The sequence below is a fragment of the Bradyrhizobium sp. SPXBL-02 genome (genome assembly GCF_051853065.1).
Lineage (GTDB): Bacteria > Pseudomonadota > Alphaproteobacteria > Rhizobiales > Xanthobacteraceae > Bradyrhizobium.
Genome location: NZ_CP182474.1, coordinates 1,457,030 through 1,475,032 on the forward strand (window position 1 = coordinate 1,457,030; position 18,003 = coordinate 1,475,032).

At 65.1% G+C, this 18,003-nt stretch carries 20 protein-coding genes; 13 read left to right on the plus strand and 7 right to left on the minus strand.

Features of this window, described 5'->3' with window-relative positions:
* Nucleotides 1-383 precede the first annotated feature (383 nt).
* From ACNJYD_RS06820 to ACNJYD_RS06830, 3 genes are all read left to right on the plus strand, one after another.
* Complete coding sequence (locus ACNJYD_RS06820; RefSeq protein ID WP_212254242.1) at nt 384-2,102, plus strand: pyrroloquinoline quinone-dependent dehydrogenase; 1,719 nt, start codon at nt 384-386, stop codon at nt 2,100-2,102.
* A 137-nt stretch (nt 2,103-2,239) separates the two neighbouring features.
* A complete protein-coding gene (locus ACNJYD_RS06825; protein ID WP_246708779.1) occupies nt 2,240-2,533 on the plus strand; it encodes a c-type cytochrome in 294 nt (97 codons plus the stop codon).
* Between the two features lie 17 nt (nt 2,534-2,550).
* The gene (locus ACNJYD_RS06830; RefSeq protein WP_439365728.1) at nt 2,551-3,315 is read left to right on the plus strand and encodes a substrate-binding periplasmic protein; all 765 of its coding nucleotides are present in this window, start codon (nt 2,551-2,553) and stop codon (nt 3,313-3,315) included.
* 82 nt (nt 3,316-3,397) lie between these two features.
* Here the strand turns inward: ACNJYD_RS06830 and ACNJYD_RS06835 are convergent, their stop codons facing one another.
* Nucleotides 3,398-4,042: a glutathione binding-like protein gene (locus ACNJYD_RS06835; RefSeq protein WP_439365729.1), complete on the minus strand. Its 645-nt coding sequence runs from the start codon at nt 4,040-4,042 to the stop codon at nt 3,398-3,400.
* 106 nt (nt 4,043-4,148) lie between these two features.
* On the opposite strand from ACNJYD_RS06835, the gene ACNJYD_RS06840 reads away from it, so the two are divergent.
* Entirely contained in the window at nt 4,149-4,835 is a 687-nt protein-coding gene (locus ACNJYD_RS06840; RefSeq protein WP_439365730.1) for a TetR/AcrR family transcriptional regulator, read from the plus strand.
* Between the two features lies 1 nt (nt 4,836).
* Here ACNJYD_RS06840 and ACNJYD_RS06845 read toward each other — a convergent pair whose 3' ends face one another.
* On the minus strand, nt 4,837-6,804 hold the full coding sequence (locus tag ACNJYD_RS06845) for a cache domain-containing protein (protein WP_439365731.1): 1,968 nt from the start codon (nt 6,802-6,804) through the stop codon (nt 4,837-4,839).
* 98 nt (nt 6,805-6,902) lie between these two features.
* Nucleotides 6,903-7,868: a 2-hydroxyacid dehydrogenase gene (locus ACNJYD_RS06850; RefSeq protein ID WP_439365732.1), complete on the minus strand. Its 966-nt coding sequence runs from the start codon at nt 7,866-7,868 to the stop codon at nt 6,903-6,905.
* Nucleotides 7,869-8,008: 140 nt separating this feature from the next.
* Here ACNJYD_RS06850 and ACNJYD_RS06855 point away from each other — a divergent pair, with 140 nt between their 5' ends.
* The 4 genes from ACNJYD_RS06855 (at nt 8,009) to ACNJYD_RS06870 (ending at nt 10,812) form a co-directional block, all read left to right on the plus strand.
* Entirely contained in the window at nt 8,009-8,377 is a 369-nt protein-coding gene (locus ACNJYD_RS06855) for a YciI family protein (protein ID WP_439365733.1), read from the plus strand.
* Nucleotides 8,374-9,660, plus strand: a complete 1,287-nt coding sequence (locus ACNJYD_RS06860; RefSeq protein ID WP_439365734.1) for an RNA polymerase sigma factor — start codon at nt 8,374-8,376, stop codon at nt 9,658-9,660. Before ACNJYD_RS06855 ends, ACNJYD_RS06860 begins: the two co-directional genes overlap by 4 nt.
* A gap of 173 nt (nt 9,661-9,833) precedes the next feature.
* Nucleotides 9,834-10,373 carry an SRPBCC family protein gene (locus ACNJYD_RS06865; protein WP_212254249.1) on the plus strand — a complete coding sequence of 180 codons (540 nt, stop codon included), beginning with the start codon at nt 9,834-9,836 and terminating at the stop codon, nt 10,371-10,373.
* 25 nt (nt 10,374-10,398) lie between these two features.
* Nucleotides 10,399-10,812: a VOC family protein gene (locus ACNJYD_RS06870; RefSeq protein WP_212254250.1), complete on the plus strand. Its 414-nt coding sequence runs from the start codon at nt 10,399-10,401 to the stop codon at nt 10,810-10,812.
* A gap of 104 nt (nt 10,813-10,916) precedes the next feature.
* Here the strand turns inward: ACNJYD_RS06870 and ACNJYD_RS06875 are convergent, their stop codons facing one another.
* From ACNJYD_RS06875 to ACNJYD_RS06885, 3 genes are all read right to left on the minus strand, one after another.
* A complete protein-coding gene (locus ACNJYD_RS06875) occupies nt 10,917-11,261 on the minus strand; it encodes a hypothetical protein (protein WP_212254251.1) in 345 nt (114 codons plus the stop codon).
* Between the two features lie 376 nt (nt 11,262-11,637).
* The gene (locus ACNJYD_RS06880) at nt 11,638-12,075 is read right to left on the minus strand and encodes a hypothetical protein (protein WP_172784791.1); all 438 of its coding nucleotides are present in this window, start codon (nt 12,073-12,075) and stop codon (nt 11,638-11,640) included.
* 163 nt (nt 12,076-12,238) lie between these two features.
* The gene (locus tag ACNJYD_RS06885) at nt 12,239-13,027 is read right to left on the minus strand and encodes an SDR family NAD(P)-dependent oxidoreductase (RefSeq protein ID WP_212254252.1); all 789 of its coding nucleotides are present in this window, start codon (nt 13,025-13,027) and stop codon (nt 12,239-12,241) included.
* A gap of 265 nt (nt 13,028-13,292) precedes the next feature.
* On the opposite strand from ACNJYD_RS06885, the gene ACNJYD_RS06890 reads away from it, so the two are divergent.
* From ACNJYD_RS06890 to ACNJYD_RS06905, 4 genes are all read left to right on the plus strand, one after another.
* A complete protein-coding gene (locus ACNJYD_RS06890) occupies nt 13,293-13,697 on the plus strand; it encodes a YciI family protein (RefSeq protein WP_172784789.1) in 405 nt (134 codons plus the stop codon).
* Between the two features lie 52 nt (nt 13,698-13,749).
* The gene (locus ACNJYD_RS06895) at nt 13,750-14,115 is read left to right on the plus strand and encodes a YciI family protein (protein ID WP_172784788.1); all 366 of its coding nucleotides are present in this window, start codon (nt 13,750-13,752) and stop codon (nt 14,113-14,115) included.
* A 127-nt stretch (nt 14,116-14,242) separates the two neighbouring features.
* Nucleotides 14,243-14,983 (plus strand): TetR/AcrR family transcriptional regulator, encoded by a 741-nt coding sequence (locus ACNJYD_RS06900; protein WP_212254253.1) that lies wholly within the window; start codon nt 14,243-14,245, stop codon nt 14,981-14,983.
* A gap of 121 nt (nt 14,984-15,104) precedes the next feature.
* The gene (locus ACNJYD_RS06905; RefSeq protein ID WP_172784786.1) at nt 15,105-15,596 is read left to right on the plus strand and encodes a DUF2852 domain-containing protein; all 492 of its coding nucleotides are present in this window, start codon (nt 15,105-15,107) and stop codon (nt 15,594-15,596) included.
* Nucleotides 15,597-15,755: 159 nt separating this feature from the next.
* On the opposite strand, the gene ACNJYD_RS06910 is transcribed toward ACNJYD_RS06905, so the two are convergent.
* Nucleotides 15,756-16,919, minus strand: a complete 1,164-nt coding sequence (locus ACNJYD_RS06910) for an acyl-CoA desaturase (protein ID WP_172784785.1) — start codon at nt 16,917-16,919, stop codon at nt 15,756-15,758.
* A gap of 311 nt (nt 16,920-17,230) precedes the next feature.
* Between ACNJYD_RS06910 and ACNJYD_RS06915 the strand changes: the two genes are divergently transcribed.
* Nucleotides 17,231-17,998, plus strand: a complete 768-nt coding sequence (locus ACNJYD_RS06915) for a serine O-acetyltransferase (RefSeq protein WP_212254254.1) — start codon at nt 17,231-17,233, stop codon at nt 17,996-17,998.
* Nucleotides 17,999-18,003: the final 5 nt, after the last annotated feature.

Genomic DNA, 18,003 nt, shown 5'->3' on the forward strand with positions numbered 1-18,003 from the left:
TGCTCACGCTATGGCCCGGCATCGTCACGATCCTGCCGAAGGTGCTCTACGGATAAGGCGGCTCGTTCCGAGAAACTTGGCCGCTCAAAAGCAAAAACGGTCAGCGCCGCTGCCGTTTCAAGTTGCCCTGCATCAAATCGCCTTCAGCGCGCATTCCGTGTTTGCACGTTCTTTGATCCGTCGTACACTGTAGCGGCAAGCAGAAGTACAATAGCAACCACTCCGGTGAACGTGGCTCCTCGGCGCGATGCGCCGAGCGAGGGGACGTCTGTTGACGATTCGGTCCGATGGAGGACGATCGACGCTCACTGAACTGCAAATAATCCCTCGCGGCGGCGTTCACGAGACGCAATCAACAAACACAAGAGCGGGAGGAAGTGCAAATGAGGAAACAGTGGCTCAGCTCGGTCTTGCCTGTCGTTGTCGTTGCGACGTTTGCAGCGACGGCGGCATTGGCTCAGTCCGTGGATACGGCCCGTATCGAGAGCGCCGGGCAGAACGATTGGCTCACCTATCACGGCTCGTACAAATCTCATCACTACAGCCCGCTTGCGCAGATCAATGCGAGCAATGTCGGCAATCTGGGCGTGGCGTGGATGCACATTCCCGGACGCTCGACGCGCGGGCTGCAGTCGATGCCGCTCGTAGCCGACGGCGTGCTGTACTATTCGGGCTCTTACAGCCGCGTCTTCGCGCTGAACGGCGCGACCGGCGAAGTCATCTGGTCGTTCTTTCCGGAGCTGGATGAAGCGCTGATCAGCCGGCAGACCCACTCGCCTTACAACCGCGGCGTCGCTCTCGGCGAAGGCAAGGTCTTCGTCGGCACGATGGATGGACGTGCCTTCGGGCTGGACGCCAAGACCGGAAAGGTTCTCTGGGAGACCAGGCTGCTCGACTCGCAGAAGCTCACGGTCGGCTTCACCGGCGCGCCGCTTTACGCCAAGGGCAGCGTGATCATCGGCGCGCAAGGCGGCGAATGGCCGGGCCGCGGCCCGATCTTCGCGCTCGATGCCGCGACGGGAAAGAAGAAGTGGGAGTTCCTGACGGTCGCAGGCACCGACGAGGCCATGAAGACCTGGGGCAACGAGTCCTGGCGCACCGGCGGTGGTGGCGGCTGGATGCCGGGCACCTACGATTCCGAGACCAACACCATCCTGTGGGGCACTGCGAACCCGGCGCCGCTCTACGATTGGTCGGGCGCAGACTACAAGACGCAGGGCGCGCGTCCCGGCGACAATCTCTACACCAGCTCGGTGATCGGGCTCGACATCGACACCGGCAAGCTGAAATTCTACCATCAGGAACTGCCGCACGATGCCTGGGACTTCGACAGCTCCGTTGGCGAGTTCGTGATGCTCGAGCGTGACGGCCAGAAATACGTGGTCCATCCCAACAAGGGCGGCTTCGTCTTCGTCTACGACCGCAATCTCGCCGTGAAGAACGTCTGGCGGCTGGTCGAGAACATCAACTTCGTGAAGGACATCGATCCCAAGACCGGCGCGCTGATCGGCCGTCGCGATTTCCCGGTCGGGAAGGTCACCGAACCACCGCTGTGTCCGTTCATCGGCGGCGGCATCAGCTGGAACGCCGGCTCGTACAGCCCCAAGACCGGTCTCTATTACAAGATCGGACAGGAATGGTGCATGACGCTGGATATCCAGAAGACGACCCCGGTCACAGCGCCGCAGGCCCAGCTCAACATCGGTGCCGATTTCAAGATGGTGCCGCCTCCAGGTGGTGAGATCTACGGACACCTCGACGCGCGCGATCCCATCACGGGCGCGAAGAAATGGGAAGTTCGCTATCCCGAGCCTCCGCTCGGAAGCGTGCTGTCGACCGCGGGCAACCTCGTCTTCGTGCCTGATTCCCGCGGCGTGCTGCACGCCTATGATGCCGAAACCGGCGCCGAGCTGTGGAAGCACAACAACGGAACCGGCCATCAGGGCGGCATCGTCAGCTACTCCGTCGGCGGCAAGCAATATATCGCCGTGACGGCGGGCTTCGGCGGGATGCTGGCAGACGAATATGCGCCGAACTTCGGCGGCGTCTACAAGAGCATGCCGCGTGACGACGGCGCCTTGGTCGTCTTCAGCCTGAAATAGTCTGCCGCAGATGTTCGGTCATGGAGCGGGCGCAAGCCCGCTCCTCGATCGACGTCGCGGCCCGTGCGTGGATCAGGAATGGAGCGTAGCTGTTGAGACTGCCTTGCAAAACGATTCCGGCGGGGCTGGGCGCCTCGTTGCTGTGGGCTGCGCTGGCCCAGGCACAATCCGCCACGCCCGCGCCGGAGAACGCGGCGTTCGAGGTCGAGCAGGTGTTCGCGGGGACGTGCGGCTTCTGTCACTCCGACGGTGGCCGGGCCGCCGGCAAGGGGCCGCAACTGATGAATTCGCCGCGCGACGACGACTTCATTCGCAATCGCATCAAGCAGGGCAAGCAGGGGGCGATGCCGGCCTTCGACGGCGCCTTCACCGACGCCCAGATCGACCAGATGGTCAAATACATCCGCGCCCTGAAACCGCGCGAGGGTTGAACCGCAGAGAGCGCGGCATGAAGGCATTTGTCCCTGTTATCGTCGCCGCCATCGTGCTGTCGGGGCCGGCGTCGGCGCGAACCCTGGAGGCGATCCGCTCCAGCGGCGTGATCGGGCTCTGCGCGCATCCCAATTCGCTTCCCTTCGCGCACAAGACCGGCGATCCGCCCGGCTTCCAGGTCGAGCTCGGCCGGGTTCTGGCACGCGAGCTCGGTGTCTCCCTGAGGCTCGACTGGATCATCACGCAGTACCAGATGCGCAGCGCCGGCTGCGACATTCTTCTGGACGTCATCGCCGATCGCGAAGCGCAAGGCGAAACCCGCCTGAGAATCTCCAAACCATATTATCGCACGGGCGTCGCGCTTGCCGTGCCTTCATCCAGCACGCTCACGTCCTTCGCGAGCCTCAACGGGTCGACCAAGGTGGGCGTGCAGGTTGGATCGATCGCAGCCATGATCATCGGTCAGCGGCGCGTGCCGATATCGACCTTCGGCTTCGAGAGCGACAGCCTGGAGGCCGTATCGAACCGCGAGATCGATGCCGCCGCGGTCACGCCCACTGCGGCGAGCTATTTCAATCTGACCCATCCGGACAATCCGCTCCGGATCCTGGATCGCGATGAGAGCACGGCCGATCTGAACTGGAACGTCGGCGTCGGCATGGTCCGCCCGGACGATGCGTTGCGCGAGGCCGTCGACGCAGCGATGGAACGGCTGCACAGCGACGGCACGATCGACCGGATCTATCGCCGCTACGGCATCACGCTGCAGGCGCCGAGATAGCGCGCTGCACGACGGAGCGACGCTGACCCGACTGAGCCGGAATAGCGTCGCTGCCGCGCGAATACGGAGCTCGCGTGCGGCCTCAGGCCGCCGCCTTCTTCCGCGCGAGCTCGGCCTTGTACAGCTCGAACTCCTCGGCGACCGCCCTCGCGAATGACGGCCGCTGACGCAGGCGCTCGTAATACGCCTTCACGTTCGGCCATTTCGCAAGCTCGATCGGCGGCGTCGCCATGGTCCAGTTGATGACCGTGGCGAGATAGGCATCGGCCACGCTGAAATGGTCAAGCAGGAACTCGCGTCCCTCGAGGTATTTGTCGAGATAGTCGAGCCGCGACAGGTTCTTCTCCAGCGCATACGCCTTGGCTTCCTGCGGCGCCTTGCGGTCGAGCAGGGGAATGAAGAGACCCTTGTGCAGCTCGGTGCCGATGAAGCAGAGCCACTGATGCAGCCTTGTGCGCTCGATGCCAACTGTGGCGCCGAGACCGGATTGCGGAAAACGGTCCGCGACATATTGCAGGATGGCGGCGTTCTCGGTCAGCACCACGCCCTCGTCGGTGCGCAGCGTCGGCACGAGGCCGATCGGATTCACGGTGCGGAAGTCGGAGCCGTCGTTCAGCACCTTCTTGGTCGGCGGATCGACTTCGAGATATTTCGCCCCGGCGCCGGCTTCATACAATGCGACGCGCGTCGCCATCGAGCAGGCAAGCGGCGAGAAATAGAGATCCATCTGTAGCCTCCTTGGGCAATTCCTCTTTGGGTGTCGCTCAACCTGGCCAGATTGATTTTTGTACCATCTTGCATAATATGGATGCGGTCAAGGATTATCTTGCGAAATGGTACAAAAATCGAAGCCGCCAGCTGCTGCCAATCAGCCCGAATCCCGCGGTCAACCCGAGCGCCGCGGCCAGCCTAAGCGCCGCGGGCGCCCGCGCGCCTACGAGCCCGATGTCGCGCTCGGCAAGGCGCTCGATCTGTTCCGCAAGCAGGGTCTCGCGGCCACCTCGCTGGACGATCTCAGCGCAGCCACCGGCATGAACCGGCCGAGCCTCTACGGCGCCTTCGGCGACAAGCGCGAGCTCTACATCAAGAGCTACCAGCGCTATCGCGACGAGGCGGGCGCGGCGATGGTCGCGATCTTCCGCGAGGAGATGCCGCTGCGGCAGCGGCTGGAGCGCATCTACGCTTCCGCGCTGGACATCTATTTGTCCGGCGACACCGGACCGCGGGGTTGCTTCACGGTGGTGACCGCGGCCTCCGAGGCGGTCGGCGATCCCGAGATCCGCGCCATGGTGCTGGACGGCCTCACTGGGCTCGACAAAGCGTTTGCCATTTGCTTCCGCCGCGCCAAGGAGAAAGGCGAGCTGCCGGAGAGCGCCGATCCGTTCGCGCTGGCGCAGATCGCATCGGCCACCGTCCACACCATTGCCATCCGCTCGCGCGCCCGCGTGCCGCGCAAGGAGCTGGAGGCGATCGTGAAGGGCGCAATCGACGTGATGGTGGGAGCTGGGACCAGGGCCTGAGCTACGCCGCGCGAATCTGCGCGAGGAAACGATCCACCTCTTCGCGCAGCCGCTGCGATTGCTTGGCAAGCTCGACCGCCGAGCCCAGCACCTCTTCGGCGGCGGTACCCGTCGCTGCGATGCCGTCGGTGACGCCCGCAATGTTTTGCGAGACTTCGCCGGTGCGGGCCGCGGCCTGCTGGACGTTTTGCGCAATCTCCTGCGTTGCCGTGCCCTGCTGGCCGACGGCGGCGGCGATCGCGGCCGAGATCTCGTCGACCTGCTGGATGGTTGCGCATATCGACTGGATGCCGTCAACCGCGCCTGACGTCTCGCCCTGCACGGCGGTGACCTGTGCGCCGATCTCCTCGGTCGCCTTCGCGGTCTGGGTTGCCAGCGCCTTCACCTCGGACGCCACCACGGCGAAGCCGCGGCCGGCTTCGCCCGCGCGCGCCGCTTCGATCGTCGCGTTCAGCGCCAGCAGGTTGGTCTGACCGGCGATGCCGTTGATGAAGGAGACGACGTCGCCGATCTTCTGCGCGGCGTCGGCGAGGCTCTGCACACGCGCATTCGATCGCTGACCGTCGCTGGCCGCCTTGCCGACCACCTCGGTCGCATGGGCGAGGCGGCGGCTGATCTCGGTCATGGACGAGGATAGCTCTTCGGCGGCTGCCGCAACCGTCTGCACGTTCTCGGAGGCCAGCGCCGAGGCCGACGACACCATCCGGGTCTGCTGCCGCGACTGTTCGACGATGGCCGACATCGATCGCGCCGTATGCTCCATCTCGACCGCGGCCGAGGACACCGTGGTGACGACGTCGCGGATGCTGGCTTCGAAATTGTCGGCGAGCGCCGCGAAAGTCCGCCGCTTCTCCGCCTCGGACTGGGCCTTGGCCTCGAATTGCTCGGCCTGAAGCTTGCCGAAGCTCACGGCATTGTCGCGGAACACCCCGACCGCCTTCACCATCGCGCCGACTTCGTCATTCGCCGTGCTGACGGGAACTTCGACGTCGAGCCGGCCGTCGGCGAGCTCGCGCATCACTGATGTGATCGACAGGATCGGACGCGAAATGCTGCGAGCGATCAGATAGCCGACGATCGCGGCCAGCACGAGCCCGAGCGCGGCGATCCCGAGCGAAAGCCGCCACGCGCGATCGGCGGAAGCGACATAGTCGGCATTGTCCATCACCAGCTCGACGGCGCCGAGCGGCTTGCCGGAAAAGTCCTTGACCGGTCCCAGCAGGGCGGCGACCGGCGTGCTGTCGAGCTTGCCCTGCCGCACCGTGAAGTCGCCGCCGGTGGCCCGGCCGTAATCGGTCGCATCGAAGAAGCTCTTGCCCTTCAGCGTGCCGCCAAAGAGCTTGAAGCCCGAACCATCGGCGAGATGGAAGGCGATGTCGACATGGCGGTTGGCTTTGAATTCGTCGAGGAAGGACTGGCCGAAGCTCAGGCCGAATTCGACGCTGCCGAGATGCTTGCCGGTTTGCGCGATCGGCACCACGCCGCGGATGCCGAGACCGGCGACGCCGCCCTCGAGACCGACCACGACCTTGCGGTCCTGGTTGGAGGCGACGACCGTCTTGCGAAAGCCGGAGAGGTCGTCGCCGAACTTGGCGGGTTGGTGCACGCGCAGGAACGAGGTTGCCGGCGCCACATGAAACTGGAACTGCTCGACGCCGTACTCCGATTTGGTCGCGGTGAACACCGGGCCGAACAGGGTGACGAGCGCGTTGCGGTCCTGTTTCGCCATTGCATCCTGCGTCGCCGGCATCGCGGCAACTACGGTGCTCATGGCGGCGGCGCGGCGGGATTCCTCGGCGATGCGCGACAACAGGGCATCATAATGGCTGCGCAGCTCGCGCTGGTCGGCGCGGTCGATGATCCCGCCGATGATCCACATCGCGCCGAGCACGGCAAACAGGGTGGTCGCTGCGGCCGTCACCGCCAGCGCAACCGTGATCCGCATCCTGAGACCGAGACTCGCCCGCATGTCCGACTCGTTGTTTGAGCGTTGATTAACGAGGCCTATCAACTTCTCGCTAAGAGACGGTGAACGGCATGCCGGAGCCGTGCGACTCTCAGCCGGTCTCAATAGCCCCTTGCGCGGTCCACCACGTTCTCCAGCTTCCCGCCCGCCTCGAACCGCGCGATCTGCTCGGCGACATAGGCCGAGATCGCATCCGCGTCGGTGTCGGCGGCATTGTGCGGCGTCAACACCACCTTGGGGTGGGTCCAGAACCGGCTGTCCTTTGGCTGCGGCTCCTGCACGAAGACGTCGAGCGAGGCGGCACCCAGCGTGTCGTTGTCGAGGCAGGCGAGAATATCGGCCTCGTTCTGCAGGCCGCCGCGGCCGGCATTGATCAGCACCGGCGCGCCGAGCGGACTGCTGCGGTTGAGCTTTGCGAAGACGTCACGGTTGAGGATGCCGTGCGTGTCGGATGTCAGCGGCAGCAGGCTGACCAGGATATTGGTCGCGCGCAGGAATGCGTCCATGCCGGCCGTGCCATGGAAGCATTCGACGCCGTCGATCGTGCGCGGGCTGCGGCTCCAGCCGGCGACGCGGAAGCCGAGCCGCCGCAGCACGTCGGCCGCGTCGGCTCCCAACGTGCCCAGTCCCATGACGCCGACCGTGATCGCGCTGGCCGGCCACTGATATCTGGGCTCCCAGCGCTTCTCGCGCTGCGATTGTCGGAGGTAAAGCTCCTGGCGGTGATGCATCAGAACGTGCAGCACGACATATTCGGTCATGCGGTTGGTGAGATCGGGCACGGCGACGCGCACCAGTGGCACCTCGGGCAGGCTCTTGTCGGCCATCAGCGCGTCGACGCCCGCCCCGAGGTTGAAGATCGCCCGCAGATTTGGGAACGCACCGAGATCGCCCGGCACCGGCTTCCACACCGCCGCATAATGCACCTCCGCCGGATCGAGCCCGGCGTCCGGCAGCAGCACCACGCGGCGGTCCCCGCAGACGGCGTCAAACCGGGCTTTCCAGCGCTCCGGCAGCCAGTTCTGCTGCGTGCTGTTGATCAGGACGGCCAGTGTGCCCATGGTCATTCGAAGTGCCTCTTCAGGTTCCGCTCGAGAAAGCCCTCCTTGGCACGATCTGCCGGATTTTTCTTGCAATTTTTTTCCGCAGCGCTGTCGGCGCGGGGCATATTGGCGCGTCTTCAGAACAGACGAGGGAAGTGCCGGCCATGCTTTACGCCATTCTTTGCTATCACGATGAGGATTTCGTCGGCTCCTGGAGCAAGGACCAGGACGAGGTCGTGATGAAGAAGCTCGCCGTGGTGCAGGAGAAGCTCACCAAGCAGGGCCGGCTCGGGCCGGTGGCGCGGCTGTTGCCGACGACTGCGGCGGCGACCCTGCGCAAAGAGGACCCGCCGCTGGTGCTCGACGGCCCCTATGCCGAGACCAAGGAGCAGCTGCTCGGCTTCTACATCGTCGACTGCAAGAACCTCGACGACGCCCTCGACGTCGCACGCGAGCTGGCTGCCGCCAACCCCGGCGGCGCCTACGAGGTGCGTCCCGTCGGCGTGTTCCGGCCCGGAGGAAACCTGACGTGAGCGAGGCCGATACCGCCTGGATCGAGACTGCGCTGACCTCGGCGCGACCCCAGGCGGTCGGCGCGCTGCTGCGCTATTTCCGCGATCTCGACACCGCAGAGGAGGCCTTTCAGAACGCCTGCCTGCGCGCGCTGAAGACCTGGCCGCAGAACGGGCCTCCGCGCGATCCCGCGGCCTGGCTGATCATGGTCGGCCGCAACGTTGCGATCGACGAAGTGCGACGCGCGCGCAGGCAGCAGCCGCTGCCGGAGGACGACCAGGCGATCTCCGATCTCGACGACGCCGAAGGCGCGCTCGCCGAGCGGCTCGACGGCTCGCAATATCGCGACGACATCTTGCGGCTGATGTTCATCTGCTGCCATCCAGGACTGCCGGCGACGCAGCAGATCGCGCTGGCGTTGCGCATCGTCTCGGGCCTCACGGTAAAGCAGATCGCACGCGCGTTCCTGGTCTCGGAAGCGGCGATGGAGCAGCGCATCACGCGCGCCAAGGCAAAGGTCGCCGAGGCCGGGACACCGTTCGAGGCGCCCGGCGCGGTCGAGCGCTCCGAACGGCTCGCCGGCGTCGCCGCGATGATCTACCTGATCTTCAACGAAGGCTATTCGGCGAGCGGCGACACAGCCGAAATCAGGAAGCCGCTGTGCGAGGAGGCGACCCGGCTGGCGCGGCTGCTGCTGCGGCTGTTTCCGAGCGAGCCGGAGATCATGGGCCTGACCGCGCTGATCCTGTTGCAGCACGCGCGCAGCGCCGCGCGCTTTGCCGCGGACGGTTCGCTGATCCTGCTGGACGATCAGGATCGGTCCTTGTGGAACGGCACCATGATTGCGGAGGGCCTCGCGCTGATCGACAAGGCGATGCGCCACCGCCGCAGCGGGCCCTACCAGATCCAGGCCGCGATCGCCGCGCTGCATGCGCGCGCAGCGACGCCGGAGGAGACCGACTGGACGGAGATCGACCTGCTCTACGGCGCGCTCGAAGTGGTGCAGCCCTCGCCGGTGGTCACGCTCAACCGGGCGGTCGCGGTCTCCAAGGTGCGCGGGCCGCAGGCCGCGCTCGAACTGATCGAGCCGCTGGCGCCGAAGCTCGCCAACTATTTCCATTTCTACGGCGTGCGCGGCGCCTTCCTGATGCAGCTCGGCCGCAACGACGAAGCCCGAATCGCCTTCGACCGCGCCATTGCGCTCGCCAACACCTCGGCCGAAGCCGCCCACATCCGCATGCATCTCGATCGCCTGATCCGGGACAGCCAGCCGAGGGCAAAGGAAAGCGCGAAGACGAAGTAGGGCAGGTGCCCCTAAACCGTCATTCCGGGGCGATGCGAAGCATCGAACCCGGAATCTCGAGATTCCGGTTTCACCCTTCGGGTGCCCCGGAATGACGCTGAAATAATTCCGTTTCCGTCTTGTCGGCCCCAGCCGTTCTCCTTCGTCTTAATCCCGTATCCAGGAGAGCCCTCATGCTGAAAGCCATTGCCGTCATCGCCATCGTTCTCGCCGTCGGCATTGCCGCGGTCCTCGTCTTTGCCCTGACCAAACCCGATACGCTCCGTGTCGAGCGCGCGCTCGCCGTGAAGGCGCCGGCCACTGCGATCTATCCGCTGGTTGCCGACTTCCATCGCTGGACCGCCTGGTCGCCCTATGAGACCCGCGATCCCGCCATGAAGCGGACGTTCGGCGGAACCGCGGCAGGCAAGGGCGCGACCTATGCCTGGGACGGCAACAACAATGTCGGCGCCGGCCATATGGAGATCCTGGAGGCGAACGGGCCCTCCAAGCTCCGCATCAAGCTCGATTTCGAGCGGCCGTTCGAAGGCCACAACACCGCCGAGTTCACCTTTGTGCCGCAAGGCGATGCCACACTCGTCACATGGGCGATGTACGGTCCGGCCCCGTTCCTGTCCAAGGTCATGCAGGTGTTCATCAACATGGACGGCATGATCGGCAAGGATTTCGAGGCGGGCCTCGCCGGCCTGAAGAAGCTCACCGAGAAGCAATAGGACTGCAACGAAGAGGAGAGAAACGATGCTCAATCCCTATCTGTTCTACCAGGACAATTGCGAAGCGGCATTCAACTATTACGCCAAGGTTCTCGGCGGCAAGATCGACGCAATGATGCGCGCATCGGATGCTCCGCCGGAGATGCCGGCCGCGCCCGGCCGCGAGAAGATGATCATGCATGCGCGCATGTCGCTGCCCGACGGCAGCGTGCTGATGGCCTCCGATGCGCCGGCCGAGCACTTTCACAAGCCGCAGGGCTTCTCGGTCTCGCTCACCGTCAAGGATCCTGGAGATGGCGAGCGCAAGTTCAACGCGCTCGCCGACGGCGGCAGCGTCACCATGCCCTTCAGCAAGACGTTCTGGGCCAAGGGCTTTGGCATGTGCGTCGACAAGTTCGGCATTCCCTGGATGGTGAATTGCCCGGCCGAAGGCATGTGACGGGCGCGAGCGCGATCCGTCGCGTTGCGATCCCCTCTCTCCAATGCTGCGAGAGAGGGGACGTACGCTTCGTTACGTCACGAGTCGATCGGCCGTGTCTCCTCTCACCGGATTGATCCGGTGACGTCCTCGCGCGGCGGCGACGATTCCACGCAGCGAGGACAGATCACGAGCTTGGCGCCGAGCTTCTTGTCGTTCTCCGCCTGAATCTCGTCCTGGACCGCCCACCACGCCTCGGAATATGGGCGCAATGTGCCGAGCACCTTTTCCCGCTCCTGATTGGGATCACTTGCGGCCGGCGCGCCGGTCGTGACGCGCCGCTTGGCGACATGCGGACGGTTCGGATCCTTGCCGAGACCATCCCATGCGATGGCGCGGCGCTCCTGCGCCTCTGCGCAGCCGATCAGCGCTGTGCAAAAAGTAAGCACGATGAAGCCGTGTCGAATCATGCCGGGCTTTTGCCTCCATAAGCGGCGCGCGAGAGACACGCGCCTCATCGGTTCAATGGAACTCAAGGCAAAACAAGCTTGCCGGCATGGCCGAATATGAGTCGTGCTTTCGCATCACTTTGCGGACGCAGTGAGGCGCCGGCTGCATCGCACAACAATTGGCGCAATATTGGGCTGTGATATGCACGTCAGAATCGCTATTGGTGAGTCATAAAAGCTACAAACTGGGATGGACGTCACGTGGAAGGGGAGCGACCGATGGCGGCGGCGCTACAGATCAACTTTGCTCTCTGGGGAATGCTCATTTGCGCCAGCGCGAAGCTGGTGCCGGTGATCCAGACGCTCTTTTGAAAGCGGTTGGCGGCTGCCGGCTGTATCAGCGGCAACGCGGATAGATCGCGGCGAGATCGCGCCCCTTCAACAGGAGCAGCCGCGAGCTAAGACCGCCACGGCGGCTGATCCAGTCGCGCACCGGGCCTGGATAGGCGGCAAGCACCGCGACCGATGCTTCCGGTTCGGCATAGAAGCGGCCGCGCCGGTCCACCGATCGCGCGGCGTGGAAGCCGAGCACGGCGCGCTTGGTGACGCAGATGCGCTCGCCCGGCACGATGCTCAGCACCAGCGTGCAGGCGGACAGGCAGGGGCCGTCGATCACGACGCGCTCGCCGCTCTCGCGCACTTTCTCGAACAGATCGAGGAACGGCCCGACCTGTCCACCCGGGGATTGGATGATCCGGATCTCGGCCGCCGCCGGCGCGGCGACGAGCAGCGCGGATGCAAGCATCAGGGTTTTGAGGAAGGTGATGCGTTGCATGGTACTCTCCACGAACTCGATTCCGTCGGGTGGGTTAGCCGACGGATGCGCGAAGCGCAGTCCGTTGGCGTAACCCACCATCTTTCTGACCGCGTGAGAAGTGGTGGGTTACGCGCCGCGACCGCGCTTCGCGCAGCCGCAGCGCTAACCCACCCTACAAATTCTACCCGTTGCGCCTCTGCCCGCGCAGCGTCGGCAGGCCGATACCCGCCGCATCGAAGCCGCCGTCCACGGCCAAAATTTGGCCGGTGATGTAGCTCGCGCTGCCCGAGCACAGGAAATAGATCGCTTCCGCGAGTTCCTCCTCCAGGCCGTAGCGGTTGAGCGGAATGGCGTCGTGATAGTCGGCGCGGATTTCCTTGGTGTGCACCTGCTTGGCCATGGCGGTGTCGACCGGTCCCGGCGCGACCGCGTTGACACGGATGTTGAGCGAGGCGAGCTCGACTGCGAGCTGCTTGGTAAGGTGCGCAAGGCCTGCCTTGCTGGTGCCGTAGGCCGAGCGCAGCGTCGAGGCGCGCACGGCCGAGATCGAGGTGATGTTGACGATGGCCCCGCCATTGCCGTCGCGCATCAAGGGCACGGCCGCCTTGGTGCAGAGGAACGGACCGGTGAGGTTGACCTCGAGCACGCGGCGCCAGTCGGCCTCCGACGTCTCCATCAGCGGCGCGAACACGGCGATGCCGGCATTGTTGACCAGCGCATCCAACCGGCCGAACCGCCGCTCGATCCCCGTCATCGCATCGCTGACTGCGGCCGCGTCGGAAACGTCGCAGGTGAGCGCCAGCGTTACCTCGCTCTGGCCGATCTCGGCAACCGCGCGGCCGAGCAGCTCGCCCTCGATGTCGAGCAGCGCCACGCGCCAGCCTTCTGCGAGGAACTTCTTCGCGGTGGCAAGCCCGATGCCGCGGGCGGCTCCGGTGACGAGGGCGACTTTTTGCGTGGCTTGCGGCATCGGCTGATCTGTCCTGTGTCGGGGAGGGGCGTGCGAGAGCGCCGGCCCCTTTTACTGCGCTTTCGTTTCGGCATGAAAGGCCTCGCGCCGTGCCGATCGAGCCCGGTGTGGCCCAGAATGCGCCAGACGCGGCTGCGCCCGCGGCCTCCAAATAATTTCTGTCCCGCTGTCGGCCCGGCAGAAGGTCGTTCGTCTTGGAGGGGAGCGCGGGCCAGCCGTTTCCGCCCGCAGGACATATCGGAATGGACTGACAGCGAGGAGTCCCATGCGATTCATGATGCTGATGATCCCGCTCGGCTACGAGAATGCGCCGCCGGAGGTGCAGCTCGATCCCGAGCGCGTTGCGGCGATGATGCGCTACAACGAGGCGCTGAAGGATGCGGGCGTGCTGATCACGCTGGACGGGCTGCACCCGCCGTCGACCGGCGCGCGCGTCTCGTTCGCGACCGGCAAGCCTGTGGTGACCGACGGGCCCTTCGCGGAAGCCAAGGAAGTCCTGGGCGGCTATTGGATGATCGAGGTCGCCTCGCGCGAGGAAGCGATCGCGTGGGCCAGGAAGTGCCCGGCTTCGCCGAACGAGATCGTCGAAATCCGGCAGGTGCACGAGATCGCCGATTACTCGCCCGAGGTGCAGGAGATCCTCGCCGGGTTTGGCGACCTGAAGACGTAGACGACACAGCCGCTGCGTGATGTCCCCAATCTTTCAACCCCAGGAGAAAACCATGAGCACCGAACACAAATTCCTCGCCATCTATCTCGGCAGCACGACGGGATCGAAAATGGCGGCGTGGCGCGCACTGCCCGAGGCCGAACGGAAGGCGAAGGAGCAGGAGGGCATGGCGGCCTGGCAAGGCTGGGTCGAGAAGCACAAAGCCGTGATCGTCGAGATGGGCGGCCCGCTCGGCAAGACCCGCAGGATCGACGCCAATGGCATCACCGAGATCAGCAACGCGCTGACCGGTTTCACGGTGGTGCGCGCCGCCTCGCAGGAGGACGCTGCAAAGCTGTTCGAGAACCACCCGCATTTTGCGATCTTCCCGGGCGAGGCCATCGAGGTCATGCCCGTGCTGCCGATTCCGCAGATGTAGCTTCCGGCGATCGTCATTCCGGGGCGGCTCTTCGAGCCACTTCGGAACGACTGCGGAGACTACGGGGTTAATCACGCCCCATCGCCGCTAGTGACCTTCACGCCCGGCTCATGTAAAGGTCGTTCACATGAGCTGGCGCAAGGAGCAGCGCCGCGCCGAGCGCGGCTATCACCACGGCAATCTGAAGGAAGCCCTGTTGCAGGCGGCCCTCGGGCTGATCGCCGAGAAGGGGGCGGCCGGCTTCACCTTCGCCGATGCCGCGCGCATGGCCGGCGTCAGTGCGGCGGCGCCCTATCGGCATTTCCGCGACCGCGAGGAGCTGTTGTCCTCGATCGCGCAGCGCGGCTTCGAGCAGTTCGAGGCGCGCCTGTCCGCGGCCTGGGACGACGGGCGGCCCGATACGGTCACCGCGTTCGAGCGCGTCGGCAAGGCCTATCTCGCCTTCGCCCGCGAGGAGCCGGCCTTCTACAATGCGATGTTCGAATCTGGCGTGCCGGTCGATGCCAATTCCGCACTTCAGGCGGCTAGCGAACGCGCCTTCAACATCATCCGAGCCGCAGCCGAGCGGCTCGCCGCGCTGACGCCGCCCGGCACGCCCCGACCACCGGCGATGATGATGGCGCTGCACATCTGGTCGATGGCGCATGGCGTGGCCTCGCTGTTCTCGCGGGGCGATGCCGCGCGACGCAAGCTGCCGATGTCGCCGGACGAGCTGCTGGAGGCCGAAGTGCTGATCTATCTGCGCGGCCTCGGTTTCCCGACCGACCGCCGTCCTGCGGGCAAGGGCGCCGCGCCGCCGCCGGTGCCGCCGGAGGCTCCCTCCGGTTCGGGCGTCCCGCCCGGCGGTCCCTGGGGCAAGCCGAAATAAGATTGCGCGAATAATCACGCGGGCGTGTCTGGCGGCCAGCTTGACAAAATCGCGGGATAGTCTAGCTATGTAAATGTTATTTACATTCACAACGGCGCAGTTGCCGTGATGGAGATGGGAAATGGCCTACACCGCTGATGTCAATCGATGGCGCGGCCCTTCGGACCAATACCAACAGTACGAGCGCCCCCGCATGCTCGATACGCCCTGGCATCCCGGCTGGATCGCCGTGACCATTCTCGGCTTCATCATCTGGTGGCCGATCGGACTTGCCCTTCTCTTTTTCACACTCGGGAGCAGAAGAATGTCGTGCTGGAGCCACCAGGATCGCTGGCAGAACAAGATGGAAAAGATGCAGTACAAGATGGATCGCATGCGCGACCGCATGGATCGCCGCGGCTTCGGCTTTGGCTTCGGCCCGCCGTCCTCCGGCAACCGCGCCTTCGACGAATATCGCGCCGAGACGCTGCAGCGCCTCGAGGAAGAGCAGCGCGAGTTCAAGGATTTCCTGACCCGCCTGCGTCACGCCAAGGACAAGGAGGAGTTCGACCAGTTCATGGCGCAGCACAAGACGCGTCCGACCCCGCCGCCGACCGACCAGCAGCAGGGTTGATCCGAAGAAGTCCACCTCTCAAAGCCTTCAGGCGCATGCCCCCAAAGTCCTGATGGCCCCGAGCCGCCCGCCTGCGCAACCCGCAGGCGGGCGGTTTGGTTTTGGGGGGAGTGCGGCTGGGCAGCCGCGACGTTCAGATGGCCTTGCAGGTCACCCTGGTCAGCGCGCGGTGGCGAGCTGCGCGCGAACCGACGTCAGGAAATGCTCGTAGGCGTGGTCCACAATCTCGTTGAGCGATCGCGTTCGCGCGAACATCGCCCTGGCTTCGGCGAGAAACTCGTCGCGGGTCGGGATCTTCGGCAGATGCAGATGCGTCAGCGCATCGACGCTCTCGTGGGCGCGATTAAAGATGTCGTGCAGCGTCGGCAGTTGCAGCTGGGCCATGTCGGCCCTGTGCAGCGCCGACGAGATCGCGTGCGCCAGCGCGTGAGCGTCGAACTGTCCGGCGAGCTGGCGGGCTGCCCTGTTGATGACCCGTGCGCCGAGCTGCTGCTCGTTGCGCAGCACCAGTTCGGGCGGCGCCTTCATGTTCCAGACGATGCCGAACCAGGACAGGACCTTCAGGATGTAATAGGTCACGTCGACCTCCCACCAGCGAAAGCCTTGTCGCACGCTGCTCTGGTAGGCGTGGTGATTGTTATGCCAGCCCTCTCCCAGGGTGAGTAAGGCCAGCAGCCAGTTGTTGCGGGAATCGTCGCCTGTCACGTAGCGCTTGCGTCCATGGACATGGGCCAGCGAGTTGATGCAGAAGGTCGCGTGATAGACCAGCACCGTGCTCCAGAGGAAGCCGACGATCAGACCTGACCAGCCCGCAACCAGGAAGCAGAGCGCTGCAAGCACGACGGCCGGCAGAAGCTCCAGCCGATGCAGCCACATCAGCTCCGGATAGACCGTGAGATCGCCGACCTTCACGAGGTCGGTCGCGTCGTGCTGCCGGTAAAAAATCCAGCCGACATGGCTGTACAGGAAGCCGCGTTGGCGCGGTGAGTGCACGTCCAATTCGGTATCGGAATGGAGATGATGGTGCCGATGCTTGGCCGCCCACCACAGAACGCTCTTCTGTGCGCTGCTCTGCGCGAGACAGGCCAGGATGAATTGAAACGCGCGCCCTGTCGCAAAGGCCCGATGAGAGAAATAGCGGTGGTAACCTGCCCCGATTGCAAACATGCGCACGACGTACAACGAACCGCAGATCGCGACGGCCTGCCAGGTGACGCCCGACCAGATGGCCGCGAAGCAGCCGAGATGGACCAGCACGAACGGTATGGCGGAGGGGTACATGACGTCGTCATGGTGGTCGTCGGCGAGCGCGTTGGGCGACATGTCTTGGCGTGACCTTGGGTGAGGGGGATCGGGTATTCGCATCGGCCGCGCAGGACGTCGGGTGCGAAAAACCCGCGGATGGCGGACCACCGCGGGGGCTTGAGATGCTCTGCGTGTACATCCCCGGCCAACGCAGCGCCGGCCGAATAGCAAGCGAACTATATGGTCGCGGGTGCCTGGCATGCAAGCTCGTAGCCTCACGGGGAGCTGCGGCATGCTGTTTGGGGGCCACGCGTGCGCCGTGGCGCGGGGGCCAGCCACGTCCTATATTCGGCACCTGAGTAGGACGCGCAAGAATACCGGAGGCGGCAATGGCGGAAGCTGCGACGATGGCGAGCGACAGCCTCTGGCGGAGACTTCGCAGCGAGGCGCAGCGCGCGGCCGCTGCCGATCCCGTGTTCGGCAAGGCGCTCGCCGGCGCCATTCTCGCTCATGATAATTTTGCCGCAGCCCTATCCGATCTGATCGGCCAGCGCCTCGGCAGCAATGCCGCCGAACGCGCGCGCTTCGCATCCTTTGCCCGCGACGCCTTTCACGGCGAGCCGGACCTGATCGAGACCGCCAGCCGCGACTTGCAGGCCATCGCATCTCGCGATCCCGCCATCGCCGAGCTGCTGCCGCCCTTGCTGCACTACAAGGGCTACGTCGCGCTGCAAGCCTGGCGCGTCTCGCACTGGCTGTGGCATCGTGGCCAAATCGATGCGGCGCTGCTGTTTCAGAACGAGGCGTCGAATGTCTTGCAGGTGAGCATTCATCCGGCCGCCAGCATCGGATCGGCGGTCTATCTCGACCACGCCACGGGCATCGTGATCGGCGCCAACGTCGTCATCGGCGACGAGGTCACCATCCTGCAGAACGTCAGCATCGGCCGTCGCAGCGAGCTGCCGACACGCTCGCCGCGGGTCGGCCGCGGCGTCTTCATCGGATCGGGCGCGACCATTCTCGGCGACATCGCTATTGGCGATTTTGCCAAGATCGGCGCCGGCACCGTCGTGACGCGCGATATCCCCGCCGGCTGCACCGCGGTCGGCAATCCCGCGCGATTGACCAACTGCCCCGAGGCAGCATCGGCCGCCTGAGGGCC

What these genes read in the sequence shown, in the direction of transcription:
- ACNJYD_RS06895 (WP_172784788.1), top strand. Translation starts at nt 13,750, where the DNA reads ATGAGCACCGAACACAAATTCCTCGCCATCTATCTCGGCAGCACGACG.
- ACNJYD_RS06890 (WP_172784789.1), top strand. Translation starts at nt 13,293, where the DNA reads ATGCGATTCATGATGCTGATGATCCCGCTCGGCTACGAGAATGCGCCG.
- ACNJYD_RS06870 (WP_212254250.1), top strand. Translation starts at nt 10,399, where the DNA reads ATGCTCAATCCCTATCTGTTCTACCAGGACAATTGCGAAGCGGCATTC.
- ACNJYD_RS06885 (WP_212254252.1), bottom strand. Translation starts at nt 13,027, where the DNA reads ATGCCGCAAGCCACGCAAAAAGTCGCCCTCGTCACCGGAGCCGCCCGC.
- ACNJYD_RS06880 (WP_172784791.1), bottom strand. Translation starts at nt 12,075, where the DNA reads ATGCAACGCATCACCTTCCTCAAAACCCTGATGCTTGCATCCGCGCTG.
- ACNJYD_RS06840 (WP_439365730.1), top strand. Translation starts at nt 4,149, where the DNA reads ATGGTACAAAAATCGAAGCCGCCAGCTGCTGCCAATCAGCCCGAATCC.
- ACNJYD_RS06830 (WP_439365728.1), top strand. Translation starts at nt 2,551, where the DNA reads ATGAAGGCATTTGTCCCTGTTATCGTCGCCGCCATCGTGCTGTCGGGG.
- ACNJYD_RS06855 (WP_439365733.1), top strand. Translation starts at nt 8,009, where the DNA reads ATGCTTTACGCCATTCTTTGCTATCACGATGAGGATTTCGTCGGCTCC.
- ACNJYD_RS06835 (WP_439365729.1), bottom strand. Translation starts at nt 4,042, where the DNA reads ATGGATCTCTATTTCTCGCCGCTTGCCTGCTCGATGGCGACGCGCGTC.
- ACNJYD_RS06820 (WP_212254242.1), top strand. Translation starts at nt 384, where the DNA reads ATGAGGAAACAGTGGCTCAGCTCGGTCTTGCCTGTCGTTGTCGTTGCG.
- ACNJYD_RS06910 (WP_172784785.1), bottom strand. Translation starts at nt 16,919, where the DNA reads ATGTCGCCCAACGCGCTCGCCGACGACCACCATGACGACGTCATGTAC.
- ACNJYD_RS06865 (WP_212254249.1), top strand. Translation starts at nt 9,834, where the DNA reads ATGCTGAAAGCCATTGCCGTCATCGCCATCGTTCTCGCCGTCGGCATT.
- ACNJYD_RS06875 (WP_212254251.1), bottom strand. Translation starts at nt 11,261, where the DNA reads ATGATTCGACACGGCTTCATCGTGCTTACTTTTTGCACAGCGCTGATC.
- ACNJYD_RS06845 (WP_439365731.1), bottom strand. Translation starts at nt 6,804, where the DNA reads ATGCGGGCGAGTCTCGGTCTCAGGATGCGGATCACGGTTGCGCTGGCG.
- ACNJYD_RS06900 (WP_212254253.1), top strand. Translation starts at nt 14,243, where the DNA reads ATGAGCTGGCGCAAGGAGCAGCGCCGCGCCGAGCGCGGCTATCACCAC.
- ACNJYD_RS06915 (WP_212254254.1), top strand. Translation starts at nt 17,231, where the DNA reads ATGGCGGAAGCTGCGACGATGGCGAGCGACAGCCTCTGGCGGAGACTT.
- ACNJYD_RS06850 (WP_439365732.1), bottom strand. Translation starts at nt 7,868, where the DNA reads ATGACCATGGGCACACTGGCCGTCCTGATCAACAGCACGCAGCAGAAC.
- ACNJYD_RS06905 (WP_172784786.1), top strand. Translation starts at nt 15,105, where the DNA reads ATGGCCTACACCGCTGATGTCAATCGATGGCGCGGCCCTTCGGACCAA.